The sequence below is a fragment of the Mycobacterium sp. OAE908 genome, from assembly GCF_017872775.1.
Taxonomy (GTDB): Bacteria; Actinomycetota; Actinomycetes; order Mycobacteriales; family Mycobacteriaceae; genus Mycobacterium.
This window is the reverse complement of the sequence record NZ_JAGGJL010000001.1, coordinates 1,263,011-1,285,540: the sequence shown is the minus strand read 5'-3', so window position 1 is coordinate 1,285,540 and position 22,530 is coordinate 1,263,011. Positions and strand designations below refer to the sequence as shown.

25 protein-coding genes are annotated in these 22,530 nt (G+C 65.1%); 10 read left to right on the top strand and 15 right to left on the bottom strand.

Features of this window, described 5'->3' with window-relative positions; genetic code table 11:
- Window positions 1–8 precede the first annotated feature (8 nt).
- Complete coding sequence (gene kstR, locus J3E61_RS06210; RefSeq protein WP_192724394.1) at window positions 9–614, bottom strand: cholesterol catabolism transcriptional regulator KstR; 606 nt, start codon at window positions 612–614, stop codon at window positions 9–11.
- Between the two features lie 263 nt (window positions 615–877).
- On the opposite strand from kstR, the gene J3E61_RS06205 reads away from it, so the two are divergent.
- Window positions 878–2,989 (top strand): acyl-CoA dehydrogenase family protein, encoded by a 2,112-nt coding sequence (locus tag J3E61_RS06205; protein ID WP_210082963.1) that lies wholly within the window; start codon window positions 878–880, stop codon window positions 2,987–2,989.
- 50 nt (window positions 2,990–3,039) lie between these two features.
- Here J3E61_RS06205 and J3E61_RS06200 read toward each other — a convergent pair whose 3' ends face one another.
- Both J3E61_RS06200 and J3E61_RS06195 read right to left on the bottom strand, forming a co-directional pair.
- Window positions 3,040–3,540, bottom strand: coding sequence for a hypothetical protein (locus J3E61_RS06200; RefSeq protein ID WP_192725206.1), 501 nt, complete (start codon window positions 3,538–3,540; stop codon window positions 3,040–3,042).
- 83 nt (window positions 3,541–3,623) lie between these two features.
- Complete coding sequence (locus J3E61_RS06195; RefSeq protein WP_192724391.1) at window positions 3,624–4,682, bottom strand: 2Fe-2S iron-sulfur cluster binding domain-containing protein; 1,059 nt, start codon at window positions 4,680–4,682, stop codon at window positions 3,624–3,626.
- A gap of 156 nt (window positions 4,683–4,838) precedes the next feature.
- On the opposite strand from J3E61_RS06195, the gene J3E61_RS06190 reads away from it, so the two are divergent.
- From J3E61_RS06190 to J3E61_RS06175, 4 genes are read left to right on the top strand one after another with little or no spacing between them, the layout of a single operon-like run.
- Complete coding sequence (locus tag J3E61_RS06190; protein ID WP_192724390.1) at window positions 4,839–6,023, top strand: acyl-CoA dehydrogenase family protein; 1,185 nt, start codon at window positions 4,839–4,841, stop codon at window positions 6,021–6,023.
- The gene (locus J3E61_RS06185) at window positions 6,023–6,913 is read left to right on the top strand and encodes an alpha/beta fold hydrolase (protein WP_210082962.1); all 891 of its coding nucleotides are present in this window, start codon (window positions 6,023–6,025) and stop codon (window positions 6,911–6,913) included. The genes J3E61_RS06190 and J3E61_RS06185 overlap by 1 nt, the downstream gene beginning before the upstream one ends.
- A complete protein-coding gene (locus tag J3E61_RS06180) occupies window positions 6,910–7,812 on the top strand; it encodes a VOC family protein (RefSeq protein ID WP_192724388.1) in 903 nt (300 codons plus the stop codon). Before J3E61_RS06185 ends, J3E61_RS06180 begins: the two co-directional genes overlap by 4 nt.
- Complete coding sequence (locus J3E61_RS06175; protein WP_210082961.1) at window positions 7,812–8,378, top strand: flavin reductase; 567 nt, start codon at window positions 7,812–7,814, stop codon at window positions 8,376–8,378. Before J3E61_RS06180 ends, J3E61_RS06175 begins: the two co-directional genes overlap by 1 nt.
- Here the strand turns inward: J3E61_RS06175 and J3E61_RS06170 are convergent.
- Window positions 8,375–8,623 (bottom strand): fibronectin-binding protein, encoded by a 249-nt coding sequence (locus J3E61_RS06170; protein WP_210082960.1) that lies wholly within the window; start codon window positions 8,621–8,623, stop codon window positions 8,375–8,377. The two genes, J3E61_RS06175 and J3E61_RS06170, sit on opposite strands and share 4 nt — an antisense overlap.
- Window positions 8,617–9,102 carry a hypothetical protein gene (locus J3E61_RS06165; RefSeq protein WP_210082959.1) on the bottom strand — a complete coding sequence of 162 codons (486 nt, stop codon included), beginning with the start codon at window positions 9,100–9,102 and terminating at the stop codon, window positions 8,617–8,619. The genes J3E61_RS06170 and J3E61_RS06165 overlap by 7 nt, the downstream gene beginning before the upstream one ends.
- Window positions 9,103–9,145: 43 nt before the next feature.
- On the opposite strand from J3E61_RS06165, the gene J3E61_RS06160 reads away from it, so the two are divergent.
- The gene (locus J3E61_RS06160; protein ID WP_210082958.1) at window positions 9,146–9,415 is read left to right on the top strand and encodes a hypothetical protein; all 270 of its coding nucleotides are present in this window, start codon (window positions 9,146–9,148) and stop codon (window positions 9,413–9,415) included.
- Between the two features lie 15 nt (window positions 9,416–9,430).
- Here J3E61_RS06160 and J3E61_RS06155 read toward each other — a convergent pair whose 3' ends face one another.
- The 7 genes from J3E61_RS06155 to J3E61_RS06125 all read right to left on the bottom strand — a co-directional run bounded on the left by J3E61_RS06155 (window position 9,431) and on the right by J3E61_RS06125 (window position 14,424).
- The gene (locus J3E61_RS06155) at window positions 9,431–9,865 is read right to left on the bottom strand and encodes a DUF350 domain-containing protein (RefSeq protein WP_210085454.1); all 435 of its coding nucleotides are present in this window, start codon (window positions 9,863–9,865) and stop codon (window positions 9,431–9,433) included.
- 23 nt (window positions 9,866–9,888) lie between these two features.
- Window positions 9,889–11,064: a glutathionylspermidine synthase family protein gene (locus J3E61_RS06150; RefSeq protein WP_192724382.1), complete on the bottom strand. Its 1,176-nt coding sequence runs from the start codon at window positions 11,062–11,064 to the stop codon at window positions 9,889–9,891.
- A gap of 10 nt (window positions 11,065–11,074) precedes the next feature.
- Window positions 11,075–11,572: a hypothetical protein gene (locus J3E61_RS06145; protein ID WP_210085453.1), complete on the bottom strand. Its 498-nt coding sequence runs from the start codon at window positions 11,570–11,572 to the stop codon at window positions 11,075–11,077.
- Between the two features lie 212 nt (window positions 11,573–11,784).
- On the bottom strand, window positions 11,785–12,564 hold the full coding sequence (locus tag J3E61_RS06140) for an alpha/beta fold hydrolase (protein ID WP_210082957.1): 780 nt from the start codon (window positions 12,562–12,564) through the stop codon (window positions 11,785–11,787).
- 69 nt (window positions 12,565–12,633) lie between these two features.
- Entirely contained in the window at window positions 12,634–13,068 is a 435-nt protein-coding gene (locus J3E61_RS06135) for a PIN domain-containing protein (RefSeq protein ID WP_192724379.1), read from the bottom strand.
- A complete protein-coding gene (locus J3E61_RS06130) occupies window positions 13,055–13,303 on the bottom strand; it encodes a type II toxin-antitoxin system VapB family antitoxin (protein WP_192725281.1) in 249 nt (82 codons plus the stop codon). Before J3E61_RS06130 ends, J3E61_RS06135 begins: the two co-directional genes overlap by 14 nt.
- Window positions 13,304–13,509: 206 nt before the next feature.
- On the bottom strand, window positions 13,510–14,424 hold the full coding sequence (locus J3E61_RS06125; protein ID WP_210082956.1) for a LysR family transcriptional regulator: 915 nt from the start codon (window positions 14,422–14,424) through the stop codon (window positions 13,510–13,512).
- 161 nt (window positions 14,425–14,585) lie between these two features.
- On the opposite strand from J3E61_RS06125, the gene J3E61_RS06120 reads away from it, so the two are divergent.
- The 3 genes from J3E61_RS06120 to J3E61_RS06110 are packed head-to-tail and all read left to right on the top strand — an operon-like array spanning window position 14,586 to window position 18,576.
- Window positions 14,586–15,914, top strand: coding sequence for an MHS family MFS transporter (locus J3E61_RS06120; RefSeq protein WP_210085452.1), 1,329 nt, complete (start codon window positions 14,586–14,588; stop codon window positions 15,912–15,914).
- A complete protein-coding gene (locus J3E61_RS06115; protein ID WP_210082955.1) occupies window positions 15,911–16,657 on the top strand; it encodes a 3-hydroxybutyrate dehydrogenase in 747 nt (248 codons plus the stop codon). Before J3E61_RS06120 ends, J3E61_RS06115 begins: the two co-directional genes overlap by 4 nt.
- On the top strand, window positions 16,654–18,576 hold the full coding sequence (locus J3E61_RS06110; protein WP_210082954.1) for an acetoacetate--CoA ligase: 1,923 nt from the start codon (window positions 16,654–16,656) through the stop codon (window positions 18,574–18,576). Before J3E61_RS06115 ends, J3E61_RS06110 begins: the two co-directional genes overlap by 4 nt.
- Before the next feature lie 53 nt (window positions 18,577–18,629).
- Here J3E61_RS06110 and J3E61_RS06105 read toward each other — a convergent pair whose 3' ends face one another.
- On the bottom strand, window positions 18,630–19,781 hold the full coding sequence (locus tag J3E61_RS06105; protein ID WP_210082953.1) for a pyridoxal phosphate-dependent aminotransferase: 1,152 nt from the start codon (window positions 19,779–19,781) through the stop codon (window positions 18,630–18,632).
- 41 nt (window positions 19,782–19,822) lie between these two features.
- On the opposite strand from J3E61_RS06105, the gene J3E61_RS06100 reads away from it, so the two are divergent.
- Window positions 19,823–20,641 (top strand): class I SAM-dependent methyltransferase, encoded by an 819-nt coding sequence (locus J3E61_RS06100; protein ID WP_210082952.1) that lies wholly within the window; start codon window positions 19,823–19,825, stop codon window positions 20,639–20,641.
- On the opposite strand, the gene J3E61_RS06095 is transcribed toward J3E61_RS06100, so the two are convergent.
- Window positions 20,638–21,579, bottom strand: a complete 942-nt coding sequence (locus tag J3E61_RS06095) for an acyl-CoA dehydrogenase family protein (RefSeq protein WP_210082951.1) — start codon at window positions 21,577–21,579, stop codon at window positions 20,638–20,640. The genes J3E61_RS06100 and J3E61_RS06095 overlap by 4 nt on opposite strands.
- Complete coding sequence (locus tag J3E61_RS06090; RefSeq protein ID WP_210082950.1) at window positions 21,576–22,529, bottom strand: acyl-CoA/acyl-ACP dehydrogenase; 954 nt, start codon at window positions 22,527–22,529, stop codon at window positions 21,576–21,578. The genes J3E61_RS06095 and J3E61_RS06090 overlap by 4 nt, the downstream gene beginning before the upstream one ends.
- Window position 22,530 lies beyond the last annotated feature (1 nt).

Genomic DNA, 22,530 nt, shown 5'->3' with positions numbered 1-22,530 from the left:
GCCACCCGCTAAATCTTAGGGTGCTCGCCGTCGCCGATGAGTAGTCGTACGGCAAGATCCAGCCGCTTGCTGACGTCGGTTGCCGATGCGCGCCGGGTCAGCCAGGCGAGCAGATTGGACAACCAGACGTCGGAGATCACGCGCGCAATGTGGTACTGGTCCTCGGTCGGCTCGCCGTCGCTCATCGCGCGGGCGAACATCGAGTCCATCAGCTTGCCGACGTGATCAACCTCACCGGCGGCCGACGCGTCGGCGAACACGAATGCCCGCGTCATGGCCTCGGTCAACAGCGGATTGCGCTGCATCGCGCGGTTGAGCTTGCCGACCATCAGGTTCAGCCGCTGATACGGCGTGCCGCCCGACAGCGCCGCGCGATCGGTCTTGGCGTCGATGCGCTCGAACTCCCTGCCCAGCGCTGACACCAGCAGGTGCACCTTGGAAGGGAAGTAGCGGTACAGCGTGCCGACCGCCACGTCGGCGCGTTCGGCGACAGCGCGCATCTGAACCGCCTCGTAGCCGCCCTTGGATGCGATGGCCAGGGTGGCGTCCAGGATGCGCTTGCGGCGCTCGCGTTGGGCTTCGGAACCGAGCTCGGACTCTGCCAATACCGCCACATTCATCACCTGGCGCGGCCGAGAATCCGACCCTGAACCCGAATTGGGCTGTGCTGGTGACGACATGTGGTCGGCTGCTCCTTCATCGTGCGTACTCGCCGAAAACGATACGCATGCGCGGCTCCATTTTCTCACCCCGGCGCCGCTGCGGCATCGACGTGTCCTGCTCTAATGGCGGTCGACTTGACGGTCGAACGCTGGCACTATTAGAACACGTTCTAGTGAGAAGCACGCTCTTCTCACCCAAACGCTAGGAGTTTACGGTGTCGGCCACGATCACTGATGAGCAGTTTGCCGCGCGCGAACTGATCCGTAGCTGGGCATCCAGCTCGGGCGCGGTTGCGGCCGCGCGCGCCGTCGAGCGCGGCGACGCCGGCGCCTGGCGTACCGCGTACCAGGGCGTGGCTGAACTGGGGCTTTTCGGCGTCGCGCTGCCCGAGGAGCATGGTGGCGCGGACGGCACCGCCGAGGATCTGTTGGCGATGGTCGACGAGGCGGCTGCCGCGATGGTGCCAGGTCCCGTTGCCACGACGGCCCTGGCCACGCTCGTCCTCGGCGGCTCACACGTCGAGTTACTCGAAGCCCTGGCATCGGGGGAGCGCACCGCCGGTGTCGCGCTGGCGGGCGACGTTCGATACGCCGACGGCAGGGCCAGCGGGACGGCCGACGGGGTCCTCGGGGCCGACCCGGGTGGCGTGCTGCTGCTGCCCGCCGGTGACACGTGGCTGCTCGTCGACGCGGCGGCCGACGGCGTGACGCTGGAGTCTTTGAAGGCCACCGACTTCTCACGCCCGCTGGCGCGGGTGGTGCTCGACTCCGCTCCCGCGGAAGCGTTGGACGTTTCCGCCCAGCGTGTCGAGGACCTGGCAGCGACGGTGTTGGCCGCCGAGGCGGCGGGCGTGGCCCGCTGGACACTGCAGACGGCCACCGAGTATGCGAAGGTGCGCGAGCAGTTCGGCAAGCCGATCGGCAGTTTCCAGGCCATCAAGCACATGTGCGCCGAGATGCTGCTGCGGTCTGAACAGATTTCGGTGGCGGCCAGCGACGCGGCCGTCGCTGTCGCCAATCCCGACGAGCGCCAACTCTCTGTCGCTGCAGCCGTAGCCGCGGCTACCGCCATCGAAGCCGCGAAGGCCAACGCCAAGGACTGCATCCAGGTGCTCGGCGGAATCGGCATCACCTTCGAACACGACGCGCATCTGTATCTGCGTCGCGCATACGGGATTTCGCAGTTCCTCGGCGGCCTGTCGCGGTGGCTGCGACGGGTCGCCGCGCTGACGGCTGACGGTGTCCGCCGCGAACTGCACATCGATCTGGACTCGGTGGCCGATCTACAGCCCGAAATCGCTTCTGCCGTGGCGCAAGTCGCTGCACAGCCAGTCGAGAAGCAGCGCGTTGCCCTGGCCGAGGCCGGACTGCTGGCGCCGCACTGGCCGCGACCGTACGGCCGGGAAGCGAGCCCGGCCGAACAACTGCTGATCGATCAGGAGATGGCCAAGGCAGGCGTGACCCGTCCCGATCTGGTGATCGGATGGTGGGCCGCGCCGACGATCCTCGAACACGGCAGCCCCGAGCAGATCGAGCGCTTCGTTCCGCCCACTCTGACGGGCGAGCTGTTCTGGTGCCAGCTGTTCAGCGAGCCGGGCGCGGGCTCCGACCTCGCGTCGCTGCGAATGAAAGCCGTTCGCGCCGAAGGCGGTTGGAAGCTCACAGGACAGAAAGTCTGGACGTCGCGGGCGGATTGGGCGCAGTTCGGGGTGTGCCTTGCGCGCACCGATCCCGATGCTCCGAAGCACAAGGGCATCACGTACTTCCTGATCGACATGAAGTCGCCGGGTATCGACATCAGGCCGCTGCGCGAGATCACCGGCGACAACCTCTTCAATGAGGTGTTCTTCGACGAGGTGTTCGTGCCCGACGAGATGGTCGTCGGTCAGGTCAACGATGGCTGGCGACTGGCCCGCACGACGCTGGCCAACGAACGCGTCGCGATGGCACACGGCACCGCGCTCGGTAACCCGATGGAGGAACTGCTCCGCACGGTTTCCGAACTCGACCTCGATCCCGCCGTCGCCGATCAGATGGGCGAGCTGATTCGGTCGGCGCAGGTCGGTTCGCTACTGGATCAAAAGATTGCGCAGTTGATCCTCGGCGGTCAGGACCCCGGCCCACAGGCAAGCGCGCGCAAGCTGATTGGCGTGCGGTACCGGCAGGCGCTCTCCGAGTTCCGGATGGAGCTCTCCGCAGGAGCAGGCATTGTGGAGAACACTGAAGTGCACGACTTCCTCAACACCCGCTGCCTGACCATCGCGGGCGGCACCGAGCAGATCCTGCTCACAATGGCCGGAGAGCGACTACTGGGACTGCCGCGCTAGCCCGACGTTCGAAACGGTCCGTCCTCCAAGAGGATTCGACGACCGTCGATCTAGCTGAACGTGGTCTGCGCGCACGCATCCGGCGAAGTGATGTTCACGCCGGCATAGACGACCTGGATATGGGCGCAGACGATCACGTCGGCGGTCAGCATCGGCTGGCCGGTGTGCCAGTCGGTGGGTTGGATCTGGCCGCTGATGAAGTACTTCTCAGGCGGGCCGCCGCCGAAGTAGATCGTGGTGACCTCGCGGGTGCCGCCTGCCTTGAAGACCCGGGTGTTCTCGGCGACGACCTGGGTCTCCAAATAGTTGTACTTGTTCATCGAGCGCATCGTGGTCGTCTGCCGTGCCCAGAGGTCCCCTGGAAACCCTTCGACCCCGTCGCCATCGCGGCGTTGCGCCTGCGTCGTGAAGTAGCACTGCTTGTCGGGCAGTGGACAGTTCAGCGTGGTGTGCATCTCCAAAGTGGTGCCGTCGGGCAGCGGGATGGAGGAGTCCCCATTGTTGGTCGCGGCCGACGAAACAGCCGGCATCCAAAGCGCGGCGGCCATCATCACACCCGCACACAACGGCCCGACAAGACTGCTCAACCGCTTCACGGTTCGCTCCCTTCGGTGCGGCGAATGGTAGCCCGCGCTCACTCGTCGTAGGTGACTTCGACGGAATCCGACCGCGGATGGGCCTGGCAGCCAAGGATCAGTCCCTCGTCGAGATCCTGTTGCTCGAGCACATCGTTGACCTCCATCTCGACGTCGCCGCTTTTCTTCAGCACCGCGCATGCGCCGCAGTGGCCTTCGCGGCAGGAGAACGGCGCGTCGAGACCTTTGTCGAGCAGGACGTCGAGCAGCTTCGCGTTGCGCGGCCACCGCACCTCGTGGCGTTGGCCGTCGAGCGTGACGATCGCTGTTGCCGGACCCTCGTCGCTGTCGTCTTCCTCGATGACGACCGCCGCGAACGGGTCGGACTCCAGCGACTTGAACACCTCGATGTGGATCTTGTCGGCGGGCGCACCGGAGTTCTTCAATGCCTCCTCGGCCGCCGCCATGAACGGCCCAGGCCCGCAGATGTAGGCGTCGCGGCCGATATACGGCGCGGCCAGGCCGGCCAGTGCCGCCGCATTCGGCAGCCCCTGCACACTCTCCAGCCAGTGCACCACGCTCAGACGGTCGGGATACTTCGCCGCCAGATCGCGCAGCACGCCACCGAAAATCACCGACTGCTCGTCGCGGTTGGCGTAGATCAACACCACCTTGCCGCTGCCCTCGGCGAGCGCGGACTTGCAGATCGCCATCATCGGGGTGATGCCGCTACCGGCCGCCAGCAGCAGGAAGTCTTGGTCCAGCGTCTTGGGTACGAACGTGCCCGACGGGGCGAGCACATGGATTTTCATGCCGGGGTGCGCGTGGTCGCACAACCAGTTCGACGCATACCCGTCCACCGTGCGTTTGACGGTGACGGTCATCGGGTCACCGGTGAACGGCGAACTGCATAGCGAGTAGCAGCGGGCCACCGAACCAGTGCGGTCGCTTGGCACCCGCAGCGTCAAGAACTGCCCAGGCGAGTACCGCAGCCGATCGGCGGGGATGTCGACACCGTCAGGCACGGCGAACACCAGCGACCGTGCATCGTCGGTCTCCTCGACGACATCGGCCACTTGCAGCTCGAGCACGTGGCTACCAAGCGGCTCGTCGGTCACTAGCGGCGCCCTTCCTAGTCAAAGATGCGGTGATAACTAGAACAGGTTACAGAAATGCATGTGTCCAGGTCCAGCCGCCGCAGATACACCCTGCTCGACACAAATCGTAACGTGTTCTAATCTTCTTTCAGGTCCGTTCTCTCGGGAGGCAAAGCAGTGACGTCCATTGAACAGGGTGACGTGCAGTCGGTCCTAGCCGGCATCGACGACCTGTTACCTCTGATCGCCAAGCGAGCCCAGGCGACCGAAGATCTGCGTCGGCTGCCCGACGAAACCGTCGCCGAGCTCGTTGAGGTCGGCTTCTTCAAGCTGCTCCAGCCCGAGCAGTGGGGCGGCCTGCAGTGCGACCCGACGGTGTTCTACGAAGCCGTGCGCCGCATCGCGACGGCATGCGGTTCCACCGGGTGGGTCAGCTCGATCATCGGTGTGCACAACTGGCACCTCGCGCTGTTCGACCAGCAGGCCCAGGAAGAGGTGTGGGGCGACGACCCGTCGGTGCGCATCTCCTCGTCCTACGCGCCGATGGGTGCGGGCACGGTCGTCGACGGCGGCTACTTGGTCAGCGGTTCGTGGAACTGGTCCTCGGGCTGCGATCACGCCACGTGGGCGTTCCTCGGCGGTCCCGTCATCAAGGATGGCCGACCGGTCGACTTCGGCAGCTTCTTGATCCCGCGCACCGAATACCGCATCGATGACGTCTGGCACGTGGTGGGTCTGCGCGGCACCGGCAGCAACACCGTCGTCGTCAAGGACGTCTTCGTGCCACGGCACCGCTTCCTGTCGTACAAGGCGATGAACGACCGCACCGCGGGCGGCCTGCAGACGAACACCGCGCCGGTTTACAAGATGCCTTGGGGCACAGTGCATCCGACGACCATCTCAGCGCCGATCGTTGGCATGGCGTATGGCGCCTATGACGCCCACGTCGAGCATCAGGGCAAGCGCGTGCGCGCCGCGTTCGCGGGCGAGAAGGCCAAGGATGACCCGTTCGCCAAGGTGCGTATCGCCGAGGCGGCCAGCGACATCGACGCCGCTTGGCGTCAGCTGATCGGCAACGTCGGCGACGAGTACGCACTGCTCAAGGCGGACAAGGAAATTCCGTTCGAACTGCGTGCCCGCGCCCGGCGTGATCAGGTGCGCGCCACCGGCCGCGCCATCTCGTCGATCGACCGGCTGTTCGAGGCGTCTGGTGCCACCGCGCTGAACAACGACGCTCCGGTGCAGCGGTTCTGGCGCGATGCGCACGCGGGTCGGGTGCACGCGGCCAACGACCCCGAACGCGCGTACCTGATCTTCGGCAACAACGAGTTTGGACTGCCGCCGCAGGACACGATGGTCTGATGACGTCCTTCGCCGCCGAAACCGCACAGCAGCAAGAGATCACGTTCGAATCGACCTCGCGCTACGCGCAGGTTCGCGACGACATGCGGCTGCACTACCACGAGGCCGGCGTCGGCAACGACAAGACGGTCGTGCTGCTGCACGGGGGTGGACCTGGTGCCTCGAGCTGGTCCAACTTCGGGCGCAACATCAGCGTGCTGGCACAGCATTTCCACGTGCTCGCCGTCGATCAGCCCGGCTACGGCCACTCCGACAAGCACACCGAGCACGAGCAGTACAACCGCTACAGCGCCACGGCCCTGCTGAACTTGTTCGATCACCTCGGCATCGAAAGTGCTGACCTGATTGGCAATTCACTCGGCGGCGGCACCGCGGTACGGTTCGCGTTGGACAACGGAAGACGTGCGGGCAGGCTGGTCTTGATGGGTCCTGGCGGACTGTCGGTGAACCTGTTCGCGCCAGACCCGACCGAGGGTGTCAAGCTGCTTGGCAAGTTCTCCGCCGAGCCCACCCGCGAGAACCTCGAGGCGTTCCTGCGAATCATGGTGTACGACCAGAAGCTGATCACGCCCGAGCTGGTCGACGAACGCTTTGCGATCGCCGGCACACCGGAATCGCTGGCGGCCACGCGCGCGATGGGAAAGTCGTTCGCCGGCCCCGACTTCGAACTCGGCATGATGTGGCGCGAGGTGTACAAGCTGCGCCAGCGGGTACTGCTGATCTGGGGTCGAGAGGACCGGGTGAATCCGCTCGACGGTGCGCTTGTTGCCCTCAAGCAGATCCCGAAGGTCCAGTTGCACGTCTTCGGGCAATGCGGGCACTGGGCGCAGCTGGAGAAGTTCGACGAGTTCAACAAGCTCACGGTTGACTTTCTGGGAGGCGGGTCATGAGCATCCGGTCACTTGGTTACCTGCGGATCGAGTCGACGGACGTGGCGGCGTGGCGCGAGTACGGCCTCAAGGTGCTCGGCATGGTCGAAGGCAAGGGGCAGACCGAAGGCGCGCTCTACTTGCGGATGGACGAGTTTCCGGCGCGGCTGGTGATCGTGCCTGGCGAGAGCGACCGCCTGCTGGAGTCCGGTTGGGAATGCGCCAATGCTGAAGGGCTGCAAGAGATCCGCAATCGCCTCGACGTGGAGGGCACGCCGTACAAGGAGGCCACCGCCGCAGAGCTTGCCGACCGTCGGGTCGACGAACTGATCCGCTTCCAAGACCCGTCCGGCAACTGCTTGGAGGTCTTTCACGGCGCCGCGCTGGAACACCGCCGGGTAGTGAGTCCCTACGGACACAAGTTCGTCACCGAGGAGCAAGGTCTGGGGCACGTCGTGCTCACCACGCGGGATGACATGGAGTCGTTGCACTTCTACCGCGACGTGTTGGGCTTCAGGCTGCGCGATTCGATGCGGCTGCCACCGCAGCTGGTCGGCAGGCCCGCAGACGGCCCGCCCGCGTGGCTGAGGTTCTTCGGAGTCAACCCGCGCCACCACAGCCTCGCGTTCATGCCGGGTGAGACACCAAGCGGCATTGTGCATTTGATGGTCGAGGTGGAGAACGCTGACGACGTCGGGCTGTGCCTGGATCGCGCGCTGCGACGCAAGGTGCCGATGTCGGCGACACTCGGCAGACACGTCAACGACAAGATGCTGTCGTTCTACATGAAGACTCCCGGCGGTTTCGACGTCGAATTCGGTTGCGAAGGGCTCGAAGTCGAGGACACCGATTGGGTGGCCCGCGAAAGCACGGCCGTCAGTCTGTGGGGCCACGACTTCAGCGTCGGCTTCAAGAGCTAGTGACCAAGGAACCGCTGGACCCGCGCACATTCCGAAATGTGCTGGGGCAGTTCTGCACCGGCATCACCGTGATCACCACCATGCACGACGGGGCGCCGGTTGGGTTCGCGTGTCAGTCGTTCGCGGCACTCTCGTTGGATCCGCCGCTGGTGTTGTTCTGCCCGACGAAAGTGTCGCGGTCGTGGCAGGCGATCGAGTCCAGCGGACAGTTCTGCGTGAACGTGTTGCACGAGAAGCAGAAGGACGTCTCGGCGCGGTTCGGCTCCAAGGAGCCTGACAAGTTCGCCGGGTTGGATTGGCATCCTTCCAAACTCGGGTCGCCGATCATCGACGGGACGCTGGCCCACATCGACTGCACAGTGCACTCCGTGCATGACGGCGGCGATCACTACGTCGTGTTCGGCGCGGTGCACTCGTTGTCAGATGTGCCGCACAAGAAGCCGCGGCCGCTGCTGTTCTACCGCGGCGAGTACACCGGAATCGAGCCCGACAAGAACAGCCCCGCGCAGTGGCGTGATGACCTCGAGGCGTTCCTCACTGCCACCACCGACGACACCTGGCTCTAGATACATCCCGTCGCGCACGGGTTGATCAATGGAAGTGACTCCGGTGGCGGCGCATTGGGGTCGACCGGCTGCTGTTGGGTGAGATCGAGGTCATGGTCGAGGTCGGGCGCGATCGGGACGAACTTGCAGAAGTAGCTGATCGCCAATTCGCAGGGGCCGTCGTTGGGGTCGGCATTCGCCGGGCTCGCCGCGAGTATCCCCGCAGCCAGCGCTGCGGCCGCCGCGACGGCTGTCCTCTTCAGCATCGGCTCACCTTACTCTGGATCGCTTCTACCCGGGCTGCGTCTATACCCCACGGTGCCTCGACACCGACCCGAGCATCCAGATCCCACAACACGCACGCTTCGCCGGGTTCGGCGACCAGCGACCACGCGACGACGGTCCTGCCAATTTGCGTGCCTGTCGGGTCTGCGTCGAGACCTGCGGGAGCGCCACCGTCGGGGTGGTGATGAAGGAACTCGCCGTATGCCTTCGTGCAGAACGCCGAATACCTTGCGGTGCAGAGGATCAGGCCGTGCCACGCCTCGTCGACCGCGCGCGACGGCATCCCGATCACTTGGTTGTCCCATAACGCGGGTGCGCAGCAGCGCAGCCACTGCCGCAAACCCGTTTCGATGAGCTCGCGTGGCTGCCACGGGCACGTCTTGAACACGGCTGGCGGTAAGTCGAGTTCGGCCACCGCTGTGGATACGCGGTCGAGCCGATTGACGCGCCTGAGCTTCACGTTTTCACTCTAAGCGGGGAGTTAGGCCCCGTAGCCTTTTGCCGTGGACACCGTCATGCTGATCATCATCGGCTCGTTTGTGGTGGAGGCGCTTGCCGTCGCATTTTTCGTGTGGTGGCGGCTTTTCCGCAGGCCCAAACGCCAGCAATTCGGCGCGTGGTCGGCCGGCGGATTCGTGATCGGTGACGGGGGAGGCGACCACGGCAGCGGGACCTCGCACCACGGGGGCTGTGGCGGCGGATCGGACCACGGAGGCAGTTGCGGAGGCGGGAGCAGTTGCGGAGGCGGCGGATGCGGCGGCGGGGGCGACTGACCTACCACCGACTTCTCAAAGAATGGCGACCGCGACGACCAGGCCGAGCGCGAACTGCGCGGCCGCAACCATCAGCGTGGGGTAACGGAACTCCTCGGACTCCAAACAGCCGGCCATGTTGACGCCCAGCACGATCGTCGCAACCCGCATCATGATCACCTGCGCCACGATGCCGACGAAACCGAATATCGCCGTCGAGGTCAGTCCCTCGGCCAACCTGCCACCGGATCCGTAGATCGCCAACACCACGATGAGCGCCATGCTGATGATGCCCGCCGCGGAGATGACGACAGCATTCGGCTTGCCCTGTTTGACCATTTGGCGCAGCGGGCCCGGCGTCGTCAGATCGATCGCATAGAACCCGATCACCATCAGCACCAGCCCCACAGCGGCATACAGCCACATGGCGCCGACGCCCCGGCCGATCGTGCTCCAGAATTCTGCATTCAGCGCCATCACGTTGGTCGTCATCATCAACTTTCTTCGGTCAACGGAATTCGGTGTGGGACAAAGGCTGCGCGATCATCGGTCACCAGTCCGCCTGCCTCGCGGATGCCCAGACCCGCGGACGAATCGCCGACCACCCACGCGCCCAGCGAGGGCCGCATGTCGTCGAAAAGCGGTAGGGGGTCGAAAAGCTGGTAGACGTAACCTTCTTCGCCATAGATCCCGCCGGTGGCCAACTCTATGCCGGGCCCGACGATGGTGATGTTTCCTCCCTCGCGCCCGAGCTTGGGTTTACGGACGTACTCGGTGAGTTCGTGCGGATCATCGAGATAGGCCGGGAGCAGGTTCGGGTGGCCGGGATACATTTCCCACAGGATCGCCAGTATCGCCTTGTTCGACAGCAGCGTCTTCCATAGCGGCTCGATCCACATGGTCTGTGGCAGGCTCGACACGACGCGCTGGCCGAACTCGTCGTCCAATACCCACTCCCAGGGGTAGAGCTTGAACATCGCGGCTATCGGCGCCTCTTCCAGATCGACGAAACGCTCCAGCGCGGTGTCCCATCCGACATCCTCGATTTCCAGCGCGATCGTCTCGAACCCGGCCTCGGCTGCAGTCTCCTGCATGTAGGTGGTCGTGATCTGATCTTCGCCGGTCTGCTCGGCACCCGACCAGGAGAAGTGAATATCATTGCTGGGCAACGACTCCCGCACGGCCTTCCAGCGATCGACGAGCTGCTCGTGCAGTGAGTTCCATTGGTCGAAACCCGGGAACATGTCTTGCAGCCAGTGCCACTGCAGAACCGACGACTCGAGCAACGTGGTCGGGGTATCGGCGTTGTACTCCAGCAACTTGGCGGGGGAGCCGCCGTCGTAGCGCAGGTCGAAGCGACCGTAGACATGCGGATCGGACCGGCGCCAGGACTGGGCGATTGGCTGCCAACTCCATTCCGGCAGACCGAAGTCCGCGTACCGCTCCAACGTCACGACCTGCTCGACGGCGTTCAGGCACATGGAGTGCAGCAGTTCGACGTCGGCCTCTAGAGCCAGCACTTCGTCCATCTCGAATTCGTAGTACACCGACTCGTCCCAGTACACGCGGTCGGCGCCCGACGCATCGACTGCCGGTGTGCCGAAGACCAGCCCCTGTGTTTCCACGATCGACTGCCAGTCCGGCCGTCGGTGTGTTCTGACGCGTTTCACGTGTCGCTGCTCAGCCGCCGCCGCTGCCCGAGAACCTGGTGCCCAGACCGCCGCGTTGAATGGTTGTACCCGACGACGTCTTGACGGTCGTGTCCTTCGGCATCACTGTGGTGCCGCCCGCCGGCCTCGCCCCAACAGTGCCGCTGCTGCCGTAGTAATAACGGTACTGGTGGCCGCTGTAGATGAAGAAACCGCCGGGGCCACTGCTGTGGCCGGTGCAGTAGGTGTCAGGCACGATGATCGGCCCACCCGTACCGTCCTCCTGGACGCACTGCGCGTTGACCGTTCTCGGCGACAACGCCCAATAACCCAGCGCCGCAACAACACCCACGACACCGACGACGGCGGCACCACCCTTGAGGCGCCGGTTGCGGTGATACCGCTTGACGTTCGCCTCGAAGCGCGCCCGCTCGGCCGCCTTGCGCTCGCGCTCGGCTTTCTCCCTGGCACGCGCCTCGCCAAGGGTTGGCGGGCGCGGACGCGTAGTCGCGGGGTCCTGGAACCGCATGCTGCCACGAGATGCGGTCTCTGGATCCTCAGGTCGGTTCCCGGGTTGCGAAGAGCCCTTTCCGGCGTTGTCGCCAGGATCACCATGGTCGTCCCCCGACGGACGGCTGCCCGGGGGCGGATCTTCCTGCGGCCCCACTCATCGCTCCTTGTCGTCACCGCGGTCTCGGACCTCGCAGGCAGTCTGGCACAGCAAACGCCAAGGTTCCACGACTATTCGGATAGACCCGCAAATTTTTCGATGAAGTCGATGATGGCCGCCGCAACCTCACGGTGCACGGTCTCGTTGAGAATGTCGTGGTGCGCGCCGGGAAACTCGTGCAGTTGCAGCGGCGCTATCTGTTCGGCGTACGCGCGCACCGGCTCGATGGGCGCGATCGGATCGTTGACGCCGTGCACCGCAAGGGTCGGGACCGCCAGCCTCGGCAGCTCGGCGCCAAACCGGTCCCAGGCCCTGTCGAGTTCACGCGCCAGTGGCTTGCCGTCTGCGTCGACGAATGCCAGCGGGTCATTCTCCAGCGAGTCGAGATAGAACGGGTCGCCCGATAACCAGCCGGGGTCCAAGTCGAAAGACGTGTCAGAGTCCAGCATTTCAGGGATGGGAACCAGCGGAGCCCCGGAGATCACGCCCGCGCGGTAGCGCTCGGGTTGATCGAGTAGCCGGAACAGAGTGACTACCGAACCGAACGAATGTCCCTGTGCGATCAGCGGCAGGCCGGGACTTTCACGTTCGGCCAGGTCGGTCAATGCGTCGCCCAGTGCGGAACTGTCCTCGATCGACCCGAAGTCGCCGCGGTTGCCTGGGCTGAGGCCATGGCCGAACTGATCGACGGCCCATAGGTCGATGCCTGCGGCGTTGAGCGTGAACCCGTAGCGGTGATATACGCCGGTGTGCTCGCCGAAGCCATGCAGGAAGACGACAGCGGCGCGCGGCTCTGCCGCCGCCCAGTGACGGTAATAGGCGCGACCCTGCGGGTGATCGATGAACGGCATGCCACGACTGCAGCAAGTCGCGCGTCGAACCGCAAGCGTTCGGATCACGCTGTGAGCGAAGCGGGCTCGTCAGGCCCGCCCCAAAGGCAGTTCCCAGCGCAGGCCAGGGAATCGTGCGAAAGATCTGTCGGTGGTGATCCACGTTGCGCCGTTTTCGATGGCGAGTGCCGCATGGTAGGCATCTGGAATCGTGTTGGCCCTCGCGCCGACCTCAGTGCAAAGCGATTCGAAGATCCCCCAGTGTCGTGGCCCGGGCCGTAACGGGACCGCGGCTGGCGCCGATCGAAGCGAATTGCATGCGTCGAGCGCCTCGCTGGTCGTGCTGGGTTCTCGAAAAACTCGGTGATTCGTCAGAAGCCGCATGACGCCCGAGAGCACGAGTTCGCTTATACCGATGGGCTCCTCGCCGGTGAGGACGCTGCCGACCCATCTCTGGTATGCCTCGTGATCGACGGTGTCCTCACGAATGGCGTATATGCAGACGTTTACATCAAGGAGCAGCATTGTCGCCAACTAGCTCGGCGAGGGCTTCCTTATCGTTCAGGTCAACGCCCGCTTGTAGGCCTCCGCTGCCGTGCGTCGCCAGACGGAATTCGCCGTGACCGCGTTCATCGGCATCGCGCCGGAGCATCGCACGTAACGCATCCTCAACCACCGAGCCCAGGGATCTAGAAGTTCGCGCTGCGAGGATCTTGGCTTCGGCCAGAAGGTGGTCGTCGATGTTGACGGTCGTCCGCATTGGAGCATCATAACATCACTACTAGTCATCATGATGCGATCATCTCGCACAGATATGTCAGGGCTGGTCGCTATTGTCGCAATACAGGAGAATTACCGGCGTGGCCTGCGCGCCGCCACGGGTTCGGCGCCCACACCGTCCACCCCGCGCGTGGCCCTCGGCTCGCCCCGCCGCCGACGACGAAAGGCGCGAAAACGGCGCCGGCGCTAGTTCCGGCCGAGCAGCACGTCGCGCTGCTCGCTCACGCGGTCGCGGATCGCGGCCACGACGGCGGCGACCTCGGGCCTGCGTAGCGTTTCGGCGCGGGTGACCAACCAGTACGTCAACTGGATGGCGACCTCGCGAGGCAGCACGCGAATCAGGTCGTCGTGGCGGTCGGCCATGAAGCACGGCAGCAGGCCGATGCCTGCGTCCGCGCGGGTCGCTTCGACGTGCACGAAAACGTTGGTGGACGTGACTGATTCGCGCATCGCGGGGGCGAAACTGGTCGCAATGTCGAGGTCATCGACCTGCAGCATCGAGTCGATGAAGTACACCAGCGGATACCGCGCGAGGTCCGCGATGCTCGTGGGCGTGCCGTGCTGCGCGAGGTAGGTGCGGGATCCGTAGAGCCCGAGGCAGTAGTCGCCAAGCCGAATCGCCTTGGCGCGATGGACCTTTGGTTCTCCGACGACGATCTCGACATCGAGTCCGGAGCGCTGCTGGGTGGCCCGCCGGGTCGCGGCCACGATCTCGACCGCCACCTTCGGGTGGCTGCGCTGCACCGCAGCTGCTGCCGGCGCGGCGATATACGCGCTGAACCCGTCGGTGGCCGAGATGCGCACCACGCCCTCCAAGGTGCGCACACCACCTGTGTCGACAGTCAGTGAGCGGACCGCAGATTCGACCGCCTCTGCGGCGGCCAATGCCTCGCGGCCGAGGTCCGTGAGCTCCCAGCCGCCACCGACGCGCGCGAGAACACGGCCGCCGATCGACTGTTCCAGTGCGGCGATGCGCCGCGAGATCGTGGTGTGGTTGAGACCCAACTCCTCGGCCGCCGTGTTGTAGCGCCCGGATCGGCCGACGGCCAGCAGCACCAGCAGGTCATCGGCGCTGGGCCGGCGGCCGGGCGACTCGGACATATCTGCATTTTTGCAGATATGTCCTGCAGATTTGACCATTGCACCGGCCGTTATCTGCATGAATACTCACCAGAGATCTGTGTCCGCCATCATATCTGAGGCAGGAGTGTGCGATGAGTGTCCGCGACGACACACCGCAAGTAAGCGACCAACCAGCCACGATCACGACGGGACTGAAGCGCGTGGTGGCGGCCTCGATGGCCGGCACCGTCGTCGAGTGGTACGAGTTTTTCCTCTACGGCACCGCCGCCACCCTGGTGTTCAGCAAGGTGTTCTTCGCCAAGGGCGACAGCGACCTCGATGCGATCCTCGCGGCGTTTCTCACCTATGCGGTCGGCTTCGCCGCGCGACCAATCGGTGGCGTGGTCTTCGGCCACTTCGGTGACAAGTACGGCCGCAAGAAACTCCTGCAGTTCAGCCTGCTGCTGGTCGGTGCCGTCACCTTCCTGATGGGCTGTCTGCCCACATACGGCCAGGTCGGCTACCTGGCGCCGGCGCTGCTCGTCGTGCTGCGATTCCTGCAGGGCTTCGCCGTCGGCGGCGAATGGGGCGGTGCGGTGCTGCTGGTGGCCGAACACAGCCCGAGCAAGAGCCGCGCGTTCTGGGCCAGCTGGCCGCAAGCCGCTGTGCCCGTTGGCAACATGCTGGCCACCGTCGTGCTGCTGGTGCTCACCACGACGCTCACCGATGACGCGTTCCTGTCCTGGGGCTGGCGCGTCGCGTTCTGGCTGTCGGCCGTCGTCGTACTGATCGGCTACTACATCCGCACCAAGGTCACCGATGCGCCGATCTTCGTCGCGGCCCAGCAGGAAGCTGAACGCGTCAAGGCCGTCTCGTACGGCGTCTTCGAGGTGCTGAAGCGTTACCCCCGTGGTGTTTTCACCGCGATGGGCCTGCGCTTCGCCGAGAACATCATGTACTACCTGGTGGTCACCTTCTCGATCACCTACCTCAAGGTTCAGGTTCACGCCGACACCAGCGACATCCTGTGGTGGCTGCTGGCCGCCCACGCGGTCCATTTCGCCGTAATTCCATTGGTGGGCAGGCTTTCTGATCGAATCGGCCGTCGCCCGGTGTACTTCGTCGGTGCGCTGGCCGCCGGGACGTGGGGCTTCTTCGCGTTTCCGATGATGAACAGCGCCAACTATCTCGTCATCATGAGTGCGATCATCATCGGGCTGATCATCCATGCGATCATGTACGCCCCACAGCCGGCGATCATGGCCGAGATGTTCCCCACCCGCATGCGGTATTCCGGTGTCTCCCTTGGCTATCAGGTCACGTCGATCGTCGCAGGCTCGCTAGCACCGATCATCGCGGTCAAACTGCTCGAGGTGTACGACTCGTCGTTGCCGATCGCGCTCTACCTGGCCGGTGCTGCAGCCATCACGCTCGTTGCGGTCTACTTCACCCGCGAAACCAACGGCATTGACCTAGCCGCGCTGGATCGCGCCGATCGTGAGGATCTCGCGAAAGCGGGTGTCGCATGACCGATCTCGACGGCCGCACCGCGTTGGTCACCGGGGGTGCGAGCGGGATCGGGGCGGCGTGCGCCAGGGAACTCGCCGCGCGCGGCGCTACGGTCACCGTCGCCGACGTCGACGAAGCCGGTGCCAGGGAACTGGCCAGCGACATCGGCGGACGAGCGTGGGCAGTCGACCTGCTCGACGTCTCATCGCTGGAGAAGCTTCAGCTGGAGACCGACATCCTGGTGAACAACGCCGGCGTGCAGAGCATCAACGCGATCGAAGAGTTTCCGCCCGACAAATTCCGGATGATGCTCGCTCTGATGGTAGAGGCACCATTTCTGTTGATCCGGGCAGCGCTTCCGCACATGTACCGGCAGAAGTTCGGCCGCGTCATTAACATCTCATCGGTGCACGGCATTCGCGCTTCTGAGTACAAGGTCGCCTACGTCACCGCCAAACACGCGCTCGAAGGACTGTCCAAGGTGACCGCACTCGAGGGCGGTCCGCACGACGTGACAAGCAACTGTGTGAACCCCGGATATGTCCGCACACCCCTAGTGACCAAGCAGATCGCCGACCAGGCTCGCACCCACAATATCCCCGAGGATCAAGTGGTGGCCGACATCCTGCTGAAGGAGAGCGCGATCAAGCGACTGGTCGAACCGGAAGAGGTTGCCGCCCTTGTCGGTTGGCTTGCCTCGCCGAGCGCAGGCATGGTGACCGGTGCGTCGTACACGATGGACGGTGGGTGGAGCGCCCGATGACACATGCTGTCGATATTCCGCAGTGGGAGCCGACGGAAAGCGATATCGCGAACGCGCGCGTCACCGACTTCGCCAAGTTCGTGCAAAACCGCATCGGTGCGACGCTGCCCGATTACCAGTCATTGTGGCAGTGGTCGGTTGACGACCCGGCCGCGTTTTGGGGCGCGCTGTGGGAGTACTTCGGCCTCGGCGATCCGCCCGATCGCATACTCGACAGCGCCGACATGCCGGGGGCCCGCTGGTTCCCCGGCGTTCGGCTCAACTATGTCGACCAGATCGTGCGCAATGCACGCACCGACCGGCCCGCCATCCTGCACGTCAGTGAGGACGGAGGGGTCCGCGAGCTGTCTTGGCGCGAATTGCTCGGGCGCGTAGCAGCATTCGCACGGACCTTGCGGTCACACGGAGTCCAGGCAGGCGATCGTGTTGTCGGCTATCTGCCCAACATCCCCGAGGCGATTATCGCGTTCCTCGCTACAGCGAGCCTCGGAGCCGTCTGGAGTGCCTGCGGCCAGGACTACTCCGCGAAAGCGGCGCTGGACCGGCTCGGCCAGCTGGAGCCCGTCGTCCTCGTCACCGCCGATGGGTATCGGTACGGTGGCAAGGACCACGACAAGCGCGACGACGTCGCCGCACTGCAGGCGGGACTGCCGACGCTGCGTGCCACCGTGCTGGCATCCGAGTTGACCGCTCAGACCCACACCGAACTGGAGACGGTTCCCGTCGATTTCGACCATCCGCTGTGGATCCTCTTCTCGTCGGGCACGACGGGCCTGCCGAAGGGAATCATGCACGGGCATGGCGGCGTGGTGCTCGAGCACCTGAAAGCCCTTGCACTGCAATCGGATATCGGGTCCAACGACACTTTCTTCTGGTACACCAGCCCTAGCTGGATGATGTGGAACTTCCAGGTTGCAGGGCTCCTGGTCGGTGCGACGATCGTCTGCTACGAAGGCAGTCCGAACCACCCGAAACCGGATGCATTGTGGAACATCGCCGCCCGCGTCGGTGCCACGGTGCTGGGCACCAGCCCCGGCTACGTATTGGGGTGCGCCAAGGCAGGAGCGTTGCCGCGCACCGAACACGACCTGTCGGCATTGCGGACAGTCGGAATCACCGGGTCTTCGCTACCGCCGTCGTCGTCGCTGTGGCTCCGTGACAACGTCGGTGACCGAGTGCAGGTGGCCTCGATCAGCGGCGGCACCGACGTCGTGTCGGCGTTCATCGGCGGTGTGCGCACTGTTCCTGTGTGGCCTGGCGAGTTGTCTGCCCCGTACCTAGGCGTGGCGCTCGACGCGTGGGATGAATCGGGCAAGCCCGTGCGCGGCGAGGTCGGTGAACTCGTGATCACCAAGCCGATGCCGTCGATGCCGATTTCGTTCTGGAATGACCCGGACGGATCCCGTTATCGCAGTGCGTATTTCGAGATGTTCCCAGGAGTCTGGCGGCACGGCGACTGGATCACCATCACCGATCACGGCAGCATCATCGTGCACGGACGGTCCGACTCGACGCTGAATCGCCACGGCATCCGCATGGGAAGCGCAGATATCTACCAAGCCGTGGAGCGGCTACCGGAGATCGCCGAGGCGTTGGTCATCGGTGCCGAACAACCCGACGGCGGCTATTGGATGCCGTTGTTCGTGGTCCTCGTCGATGACGCCGAACTGACCGACGAGCTACGCGACCGCATCAAGGGCACCATCCGCGAAGAAGTGTCGCCGCGGCACGTGCCCGACGAAATCATCGTCGCCCCGGGCGTTCCGCACACGCGCACGGGCAAGAAGCTCGAGGTGCCGATCAAGAAATTGTTTCAGGGCGCCGACGCGTCGCGCGTCGTCGAGAAGAGCGCCGTCGACGACCCCGCCTTGCTCGACTGGTACGCCAGCTACCGCCGCTCGACGAGCTCAGACTTGTGACACGCTAGACGCCGGTTTTGTGTACCGGAACCTTATTTCGGCGTAATCGGGGACTAGAGCCAGGACCCGATGCGGCGCAGCGCTTCTTCGACGTCGGATGACGGACCCGCGAAGGACAACCTGACGAACGAACCACCGCGCACGGTGTCGAAATCGATGCCCGGCGCGATCGCAACGCCGGTGTCGTTCAACAGCTTCGAGCAGAACGACAGCGAGTCCGTAGTCAGGTGCGAGACGTCGGCGTAGACGTAGAAGGCACCATCGGTGGGAGCGAGCCGATCGATGCCGGTCGAGCGCAACCCGTTGAGCAGCAGTTGGCGATTGGCCGCGTAGTGATGCAGCAGCGCGTCGGCCTCGGCGATCGATTCGGGCGTGAACGCCGCGACGGCGGCGTACTGCGGTAGCACGGGGGGACAGATGGTGAAGTTTCCCGTCAGACAGTCCACCGCCCGCTGCAGTTCCTTCGGCACCAGCAGCCAGCCCAGCCGCCATCCCGTCATCGCGAAGTACTTCGAAAAACTGTTGACCACCACGGCATCTCGCGACGTCTGCCATGCGCAACTGGTGGCGGGTGCGCCCTCATAGACCAGCCCGTGGTAGACCTCATCGCTGATCAGACGAACACTCGACCGATCACACCACGACGCAATCGCCGCCAGTTCTTCGGGTGGGATGACGGTGCCGGTCGGATTGGCCGGGCTCGCCACGATCACCCCCTGCACCGGCGGGTCCAGCTCGGCAAGCATCTGCGCGGTCGGCTGGAACCGCGTCTCGGGTCCGCACGGTAGCTCGACGACCTCGCAGCCCAGCGCGGAGAGGATGTTGCGATAGCACGGGTAGCCGGGACTGGCGATGGCCACCCGATCGCCGACGTCGAAGCATGCGAGAAACGCCAGCAGGAAGCCACCGCTGGAACCAGTGGTGATCACGACATCGTCGGGGTCGACGTCGAGACCGTGCCGGTCCGTATACGAGCTCGCGATCGCGGTACGCAACTCGGGGATGCCCAAAGCGACCGAGTAACCCAGCGGGCCGCTGTCCAGCGCCTGCTTGGCGGTCTCCCGCACCGCCTTGGGCGCCCCCGCGCTGGGTTGGCCTGCCGACAAATTGACCAGGTCGCCATGGGTGCGTTGGCGCTCCGCGGCGGCCAACCACACGTCCATCACATAGAACGGCGGAATCCCTGCTCGCGACGCAACGCTCATCTGAGTCAGGTTAACAACGGCGGTATGGAAGGGTTTGGCGCATGGCGGACGACCACTACGCGATCAACCGAGCCTGGTGGGACGAACGCGCGCCAGCCCACGCCGGTTCGCCGGACTACGCCGTGCAAGCACTCATCGCCGACCCGACGCGCCTTTCCGACGTGGTCCGATTCGACGTGCCCCGCCTTGGTGACATCAAGGGGCAGCGGGGAATCCATCTGCAATGTCACATCGGGACCGACACCATCTCACTGCATCGCCTCGGTGCCGCGATGACAGGCCTTGACTTCTCGGGCGAATCGATCGCCATCGCCCGACGCATAGCCGCTGACGCCCGCGCCGATGTCACCTTCGTCGAAGCCGACGTCTACGACGCGCCCGCCGTCGTGGGCGGCGGTTTCGATTTCGTCTTCACCGGCATCGGTGCACTGTGCTGGCTACCCGATGTCGGGCGATGGGCAAGGACCGTCGCAGAACTACTGCGCCCCGGCGGCAGGCTGTTCTTGCGCGAGCTCCATCCGATGATGCTGGCCTTCGATGAACAGCGAACGGACGAATGGGTACTGCGCTACTCGTATTTCGAGCAGCCAGAACCGGGCCTCTTCGACGCCCCGGGAACATACGTCCACACCGAAGCCGAGTTCGGCCACAAGCAGGTCAGCGACTGGAGTCACGGGATCGGCGACGTCATCACCGCGATCCTTCAGGCGGACTTGGAGCTCACCATGTTCGTCGAGCACGACTCCGCGCCGAACGAGACGCTTCCGGGGCGCATGCATCGAGACGACGGCGAATGGCGCCTCATCGAGCACCCTGAGCGGCTACCGCTGAGCTACACGCTGCAAGCCGTCAAACGTTAGAACACTTCGGTTTCGAGCCGCCGCAGATGTTCGCGCGGCGGGCCGAGCAGCTGTGCGCTGCCGTGGGCGCGCTTGAAGTACAGCTGGATGTCGTGCTCCCAGGTGATCGCGATCCCGCCGTGCATCTGGACGGCTTCGGCGGCCACCTTGGTGAAGGCCTCACTGGCCGTCACTCGCGCCAGCGCGGCCGACGTGGCCGATGGCGCGGCGATCGCGTCGTTGACGACGGCCCGCGCGGACTGCACCGCCACGTACAGGTCGGCCATCCGGTGTTTGAGTGCCTGGAAGCTGCCGATCGGTCTGCCGAACTGAACGCGGTCCTTGGTGTATTCGACGGTCAGGTCCAGACACTTGGCGGCCGCGCCGACCTGCTCGGCGGCCAACAGGATCGCGGCGGTGTCGGCGAGCCCGGGGTCGGTGCCGATGTCGGCGGTGTCCGTGGGTTCGACACGGGCGAGTCGGCGCGTCTGATCCATGGCGTCGACGCGGTGCGCGGCGAAGGTCGTCCATCGGCTCAGCGTTGTCCCGTCCGCCGCGATCACGATGTCCGCGACATCGCCATTGATCACAAACTCGGGGTCGAAGACGACCGTGCCGATCGACGTGCCCTCGGCCAACCGTTCCAACGCGTCCGCATCGGGCGCGTCAGACGCCAACAGGGCGAGTTCGGCAAGCGTGGTCCCCAGCAACGGAGTCGGCACCAGCGCCTTGCCCAGTTCCTCGAGCACCACCGCGGCATCGGCGAGCTCGCCGCCGGCGCCGCCCAACTCCTCGGGCACCACGAGTGCGGCCGCTCCGACCTGCTCGCACAACAACTTCCACAGCGACTCGTCGTAACCGCGTTCGGACGCCATCGCCTCGCGCACCGCGGCCGGCGACGCGTGCCTGTCGACCAGCGTCGCGACGGTCTCGCGCAGCAGTTCCCGTTCTTCTGTCACAAAGCCTCCAAAAGTCGACGCCGATGCGCGGTCGGGTCGCCCCACGCCGAGCGCAGTGCCTGCACCCGCAGCAGCAACAGCGACATGTCGTGTTCCTGCGTGAAGCCGATGGCGCCGTGGGTCTGCAGCGCAGACCGTGCCGCAAGCAACGCGGCATCGGAAGCGGCGGCCTTGGCGGCGCTCACGTCGCGTGCGGTGTCTTCCGAGGTGTCCGCCAGCGACAGCGCCGCGCCGTACACCAACGGCCGCGCCAACTCGAGCGCGATGTGCACGTCGGCCAGCTTGTGCTTGATCGCCTGGTAGGTGCCGATCACTTTGCCGAACTGGCTGCGCTGCTTGGCGTATTCGACCGACGCGTCGAGCAGCGCCTGGCCCGCACCGACCAGCTGTGCAGCCGTCGTCAGTGCCCCGAAGTCGTAGGCCCGCGCCACATCGGCCGACTGCGGTTCACCGGAGGCGTTGACTTCGAACAGCTTTCGGCTCGGATCGACGGATTCGTGTTGCTCCCCGCGAGCGCCGTCACGCACCTGGCCATCGGCGGCCACCAAGACGATGCCTGCGACATCCGCATCAACGGCCCGCGGCACCTGCGGCGGCAGCGCGACGGTCGCGATCAGTTCACCGGACGCCAGCGCAGCCGACCGCTCGTCATCGGCGAGCAAAACCGGTGCCACCGCGATGGATTCAACTACCGGCCCCGGCACGCACCAGCGGCCCAAGCGCTCGACGGCGACCACGAGATCGACAGGGTGTGCCTCGATGCCGTCGTATTTCTCCGGCACAGCCAGTGCCGTCACACCGAGGTCGGCCAGCTGCGCCCACACTTTGCGGCCCGGCGCGGTGTCGCCTGCGGCCCAGGCGCGCACCGCGGCCGGCAGGTCGGCAGCGCCCAACGCAGCGTCGATGCTGGCGGCGAAGTCGCGCTGCTGTTCGTCAAGACTGAATTTCATG

Excerpts from the sequence above, each read along its gene's own strand:
- J3E61_RS06130 (WP_192725281.1), bottom strand. The coding sequence starts at position 13,303 with ATGCGGACGACCGTCAACATCGACGACCACCTTCTGGCCGAAGCCAAG.
- J3E61_RS06125 (WP_210082956.1), bottom strand. The coding sequence starts at position 14,424 with ATGTCCGAGTCGCCCGGCCGCCGGCCCAGCGCCGATGACCTGCTGGTG.
- J3E61_RS06145 (WP_210085453.1), bottom strand. The coding sequence starts at position 11,572 with ATGCGGTTCCAGGACCCCGCGACTACGCGTCCGCGCCCGCCAACCCTT.
- J3E61_RS06170 (WP_210082960.1), bottom strand. The coding sequence starts at position 8,623 with ATGCTGAAGAGGACAGCCGTCGCGGCGGCCGCAGCGCTGGCTGCGGGG.
- J3E61_RS06090 (WP_210082950.1), bottom strand. The coding sequence starts at position 22,529 with ATGAAATTCAGTCTTGACGAACAGCAGCGCGACTTCGCCGCCAGCATC.
- J3E61_RS06200 (WP_192725206.1), bottom strand. The coding sequence starts at position 3,540 with ATGATGGCCGCCGCGCTTTGGATGCCGGCTGTTTCGTCGGCCGCGACC.
- J3E61_RS06100 (WP_210082952.1), top strand. The coding sequence starts at position 19,823 with ATGGCGGACGACCACTACGCGATCAACCGAGCCTGGTGGGACGAACGC.
- J3E61_RS06180 (WP_192724388.1), top strand. The coding sequence starts at position 6,910 with ATGAGCATCCGGTCACTTGGTTACCTGCGGATCGAGTCGACGGACGTG.
- J3E61_RS06135 (WP_192724379.1), bottom strand. The coding sequence starts at position 13,068 with ATGCTGCTCCTTGATGTAAACGTCTGCATATACGCCATTCGTGAGGAC.
- J3E61_RS06115 (WP_210082955.1), top strand. The coding sequence starts at position 15,911 with ATGACCGATCTCGACGGCCGCACCGCGTTGGTCACCGGGGGTGCGAGC.
- J3E61_RS06110 (WP_210082954.1), top strand. The coding sequence starts at position 16,654 with ATGACACATGCTGTCGATATTCCGCAGTGGGAGCCGACGGAAAGCGAT.
- J3E61_RS06105 (WP_210082953.1), bottom strand. The coding sequence starts at position 19,781 with ATGAGCGTTGCGTCGCGAGCAGGGATTCCGCCGTTCTATGTGATGGAC.
- J3E61_RS06185 (WP_210082962.1), top strand. The coding sequence starts at position 6,023 with ATGACGTCCTTCGCCGCCGAAACCGCACAGCAGCAAGAGATCACGTTC.
- J3E61_RS06140 (WP_210082957.1), bottom strand. The coding sequence starts at position 12,564 with ATGCCGTTCATCGATCACCCGCAGGGTCGCGCCTATTACCGTCACTGG.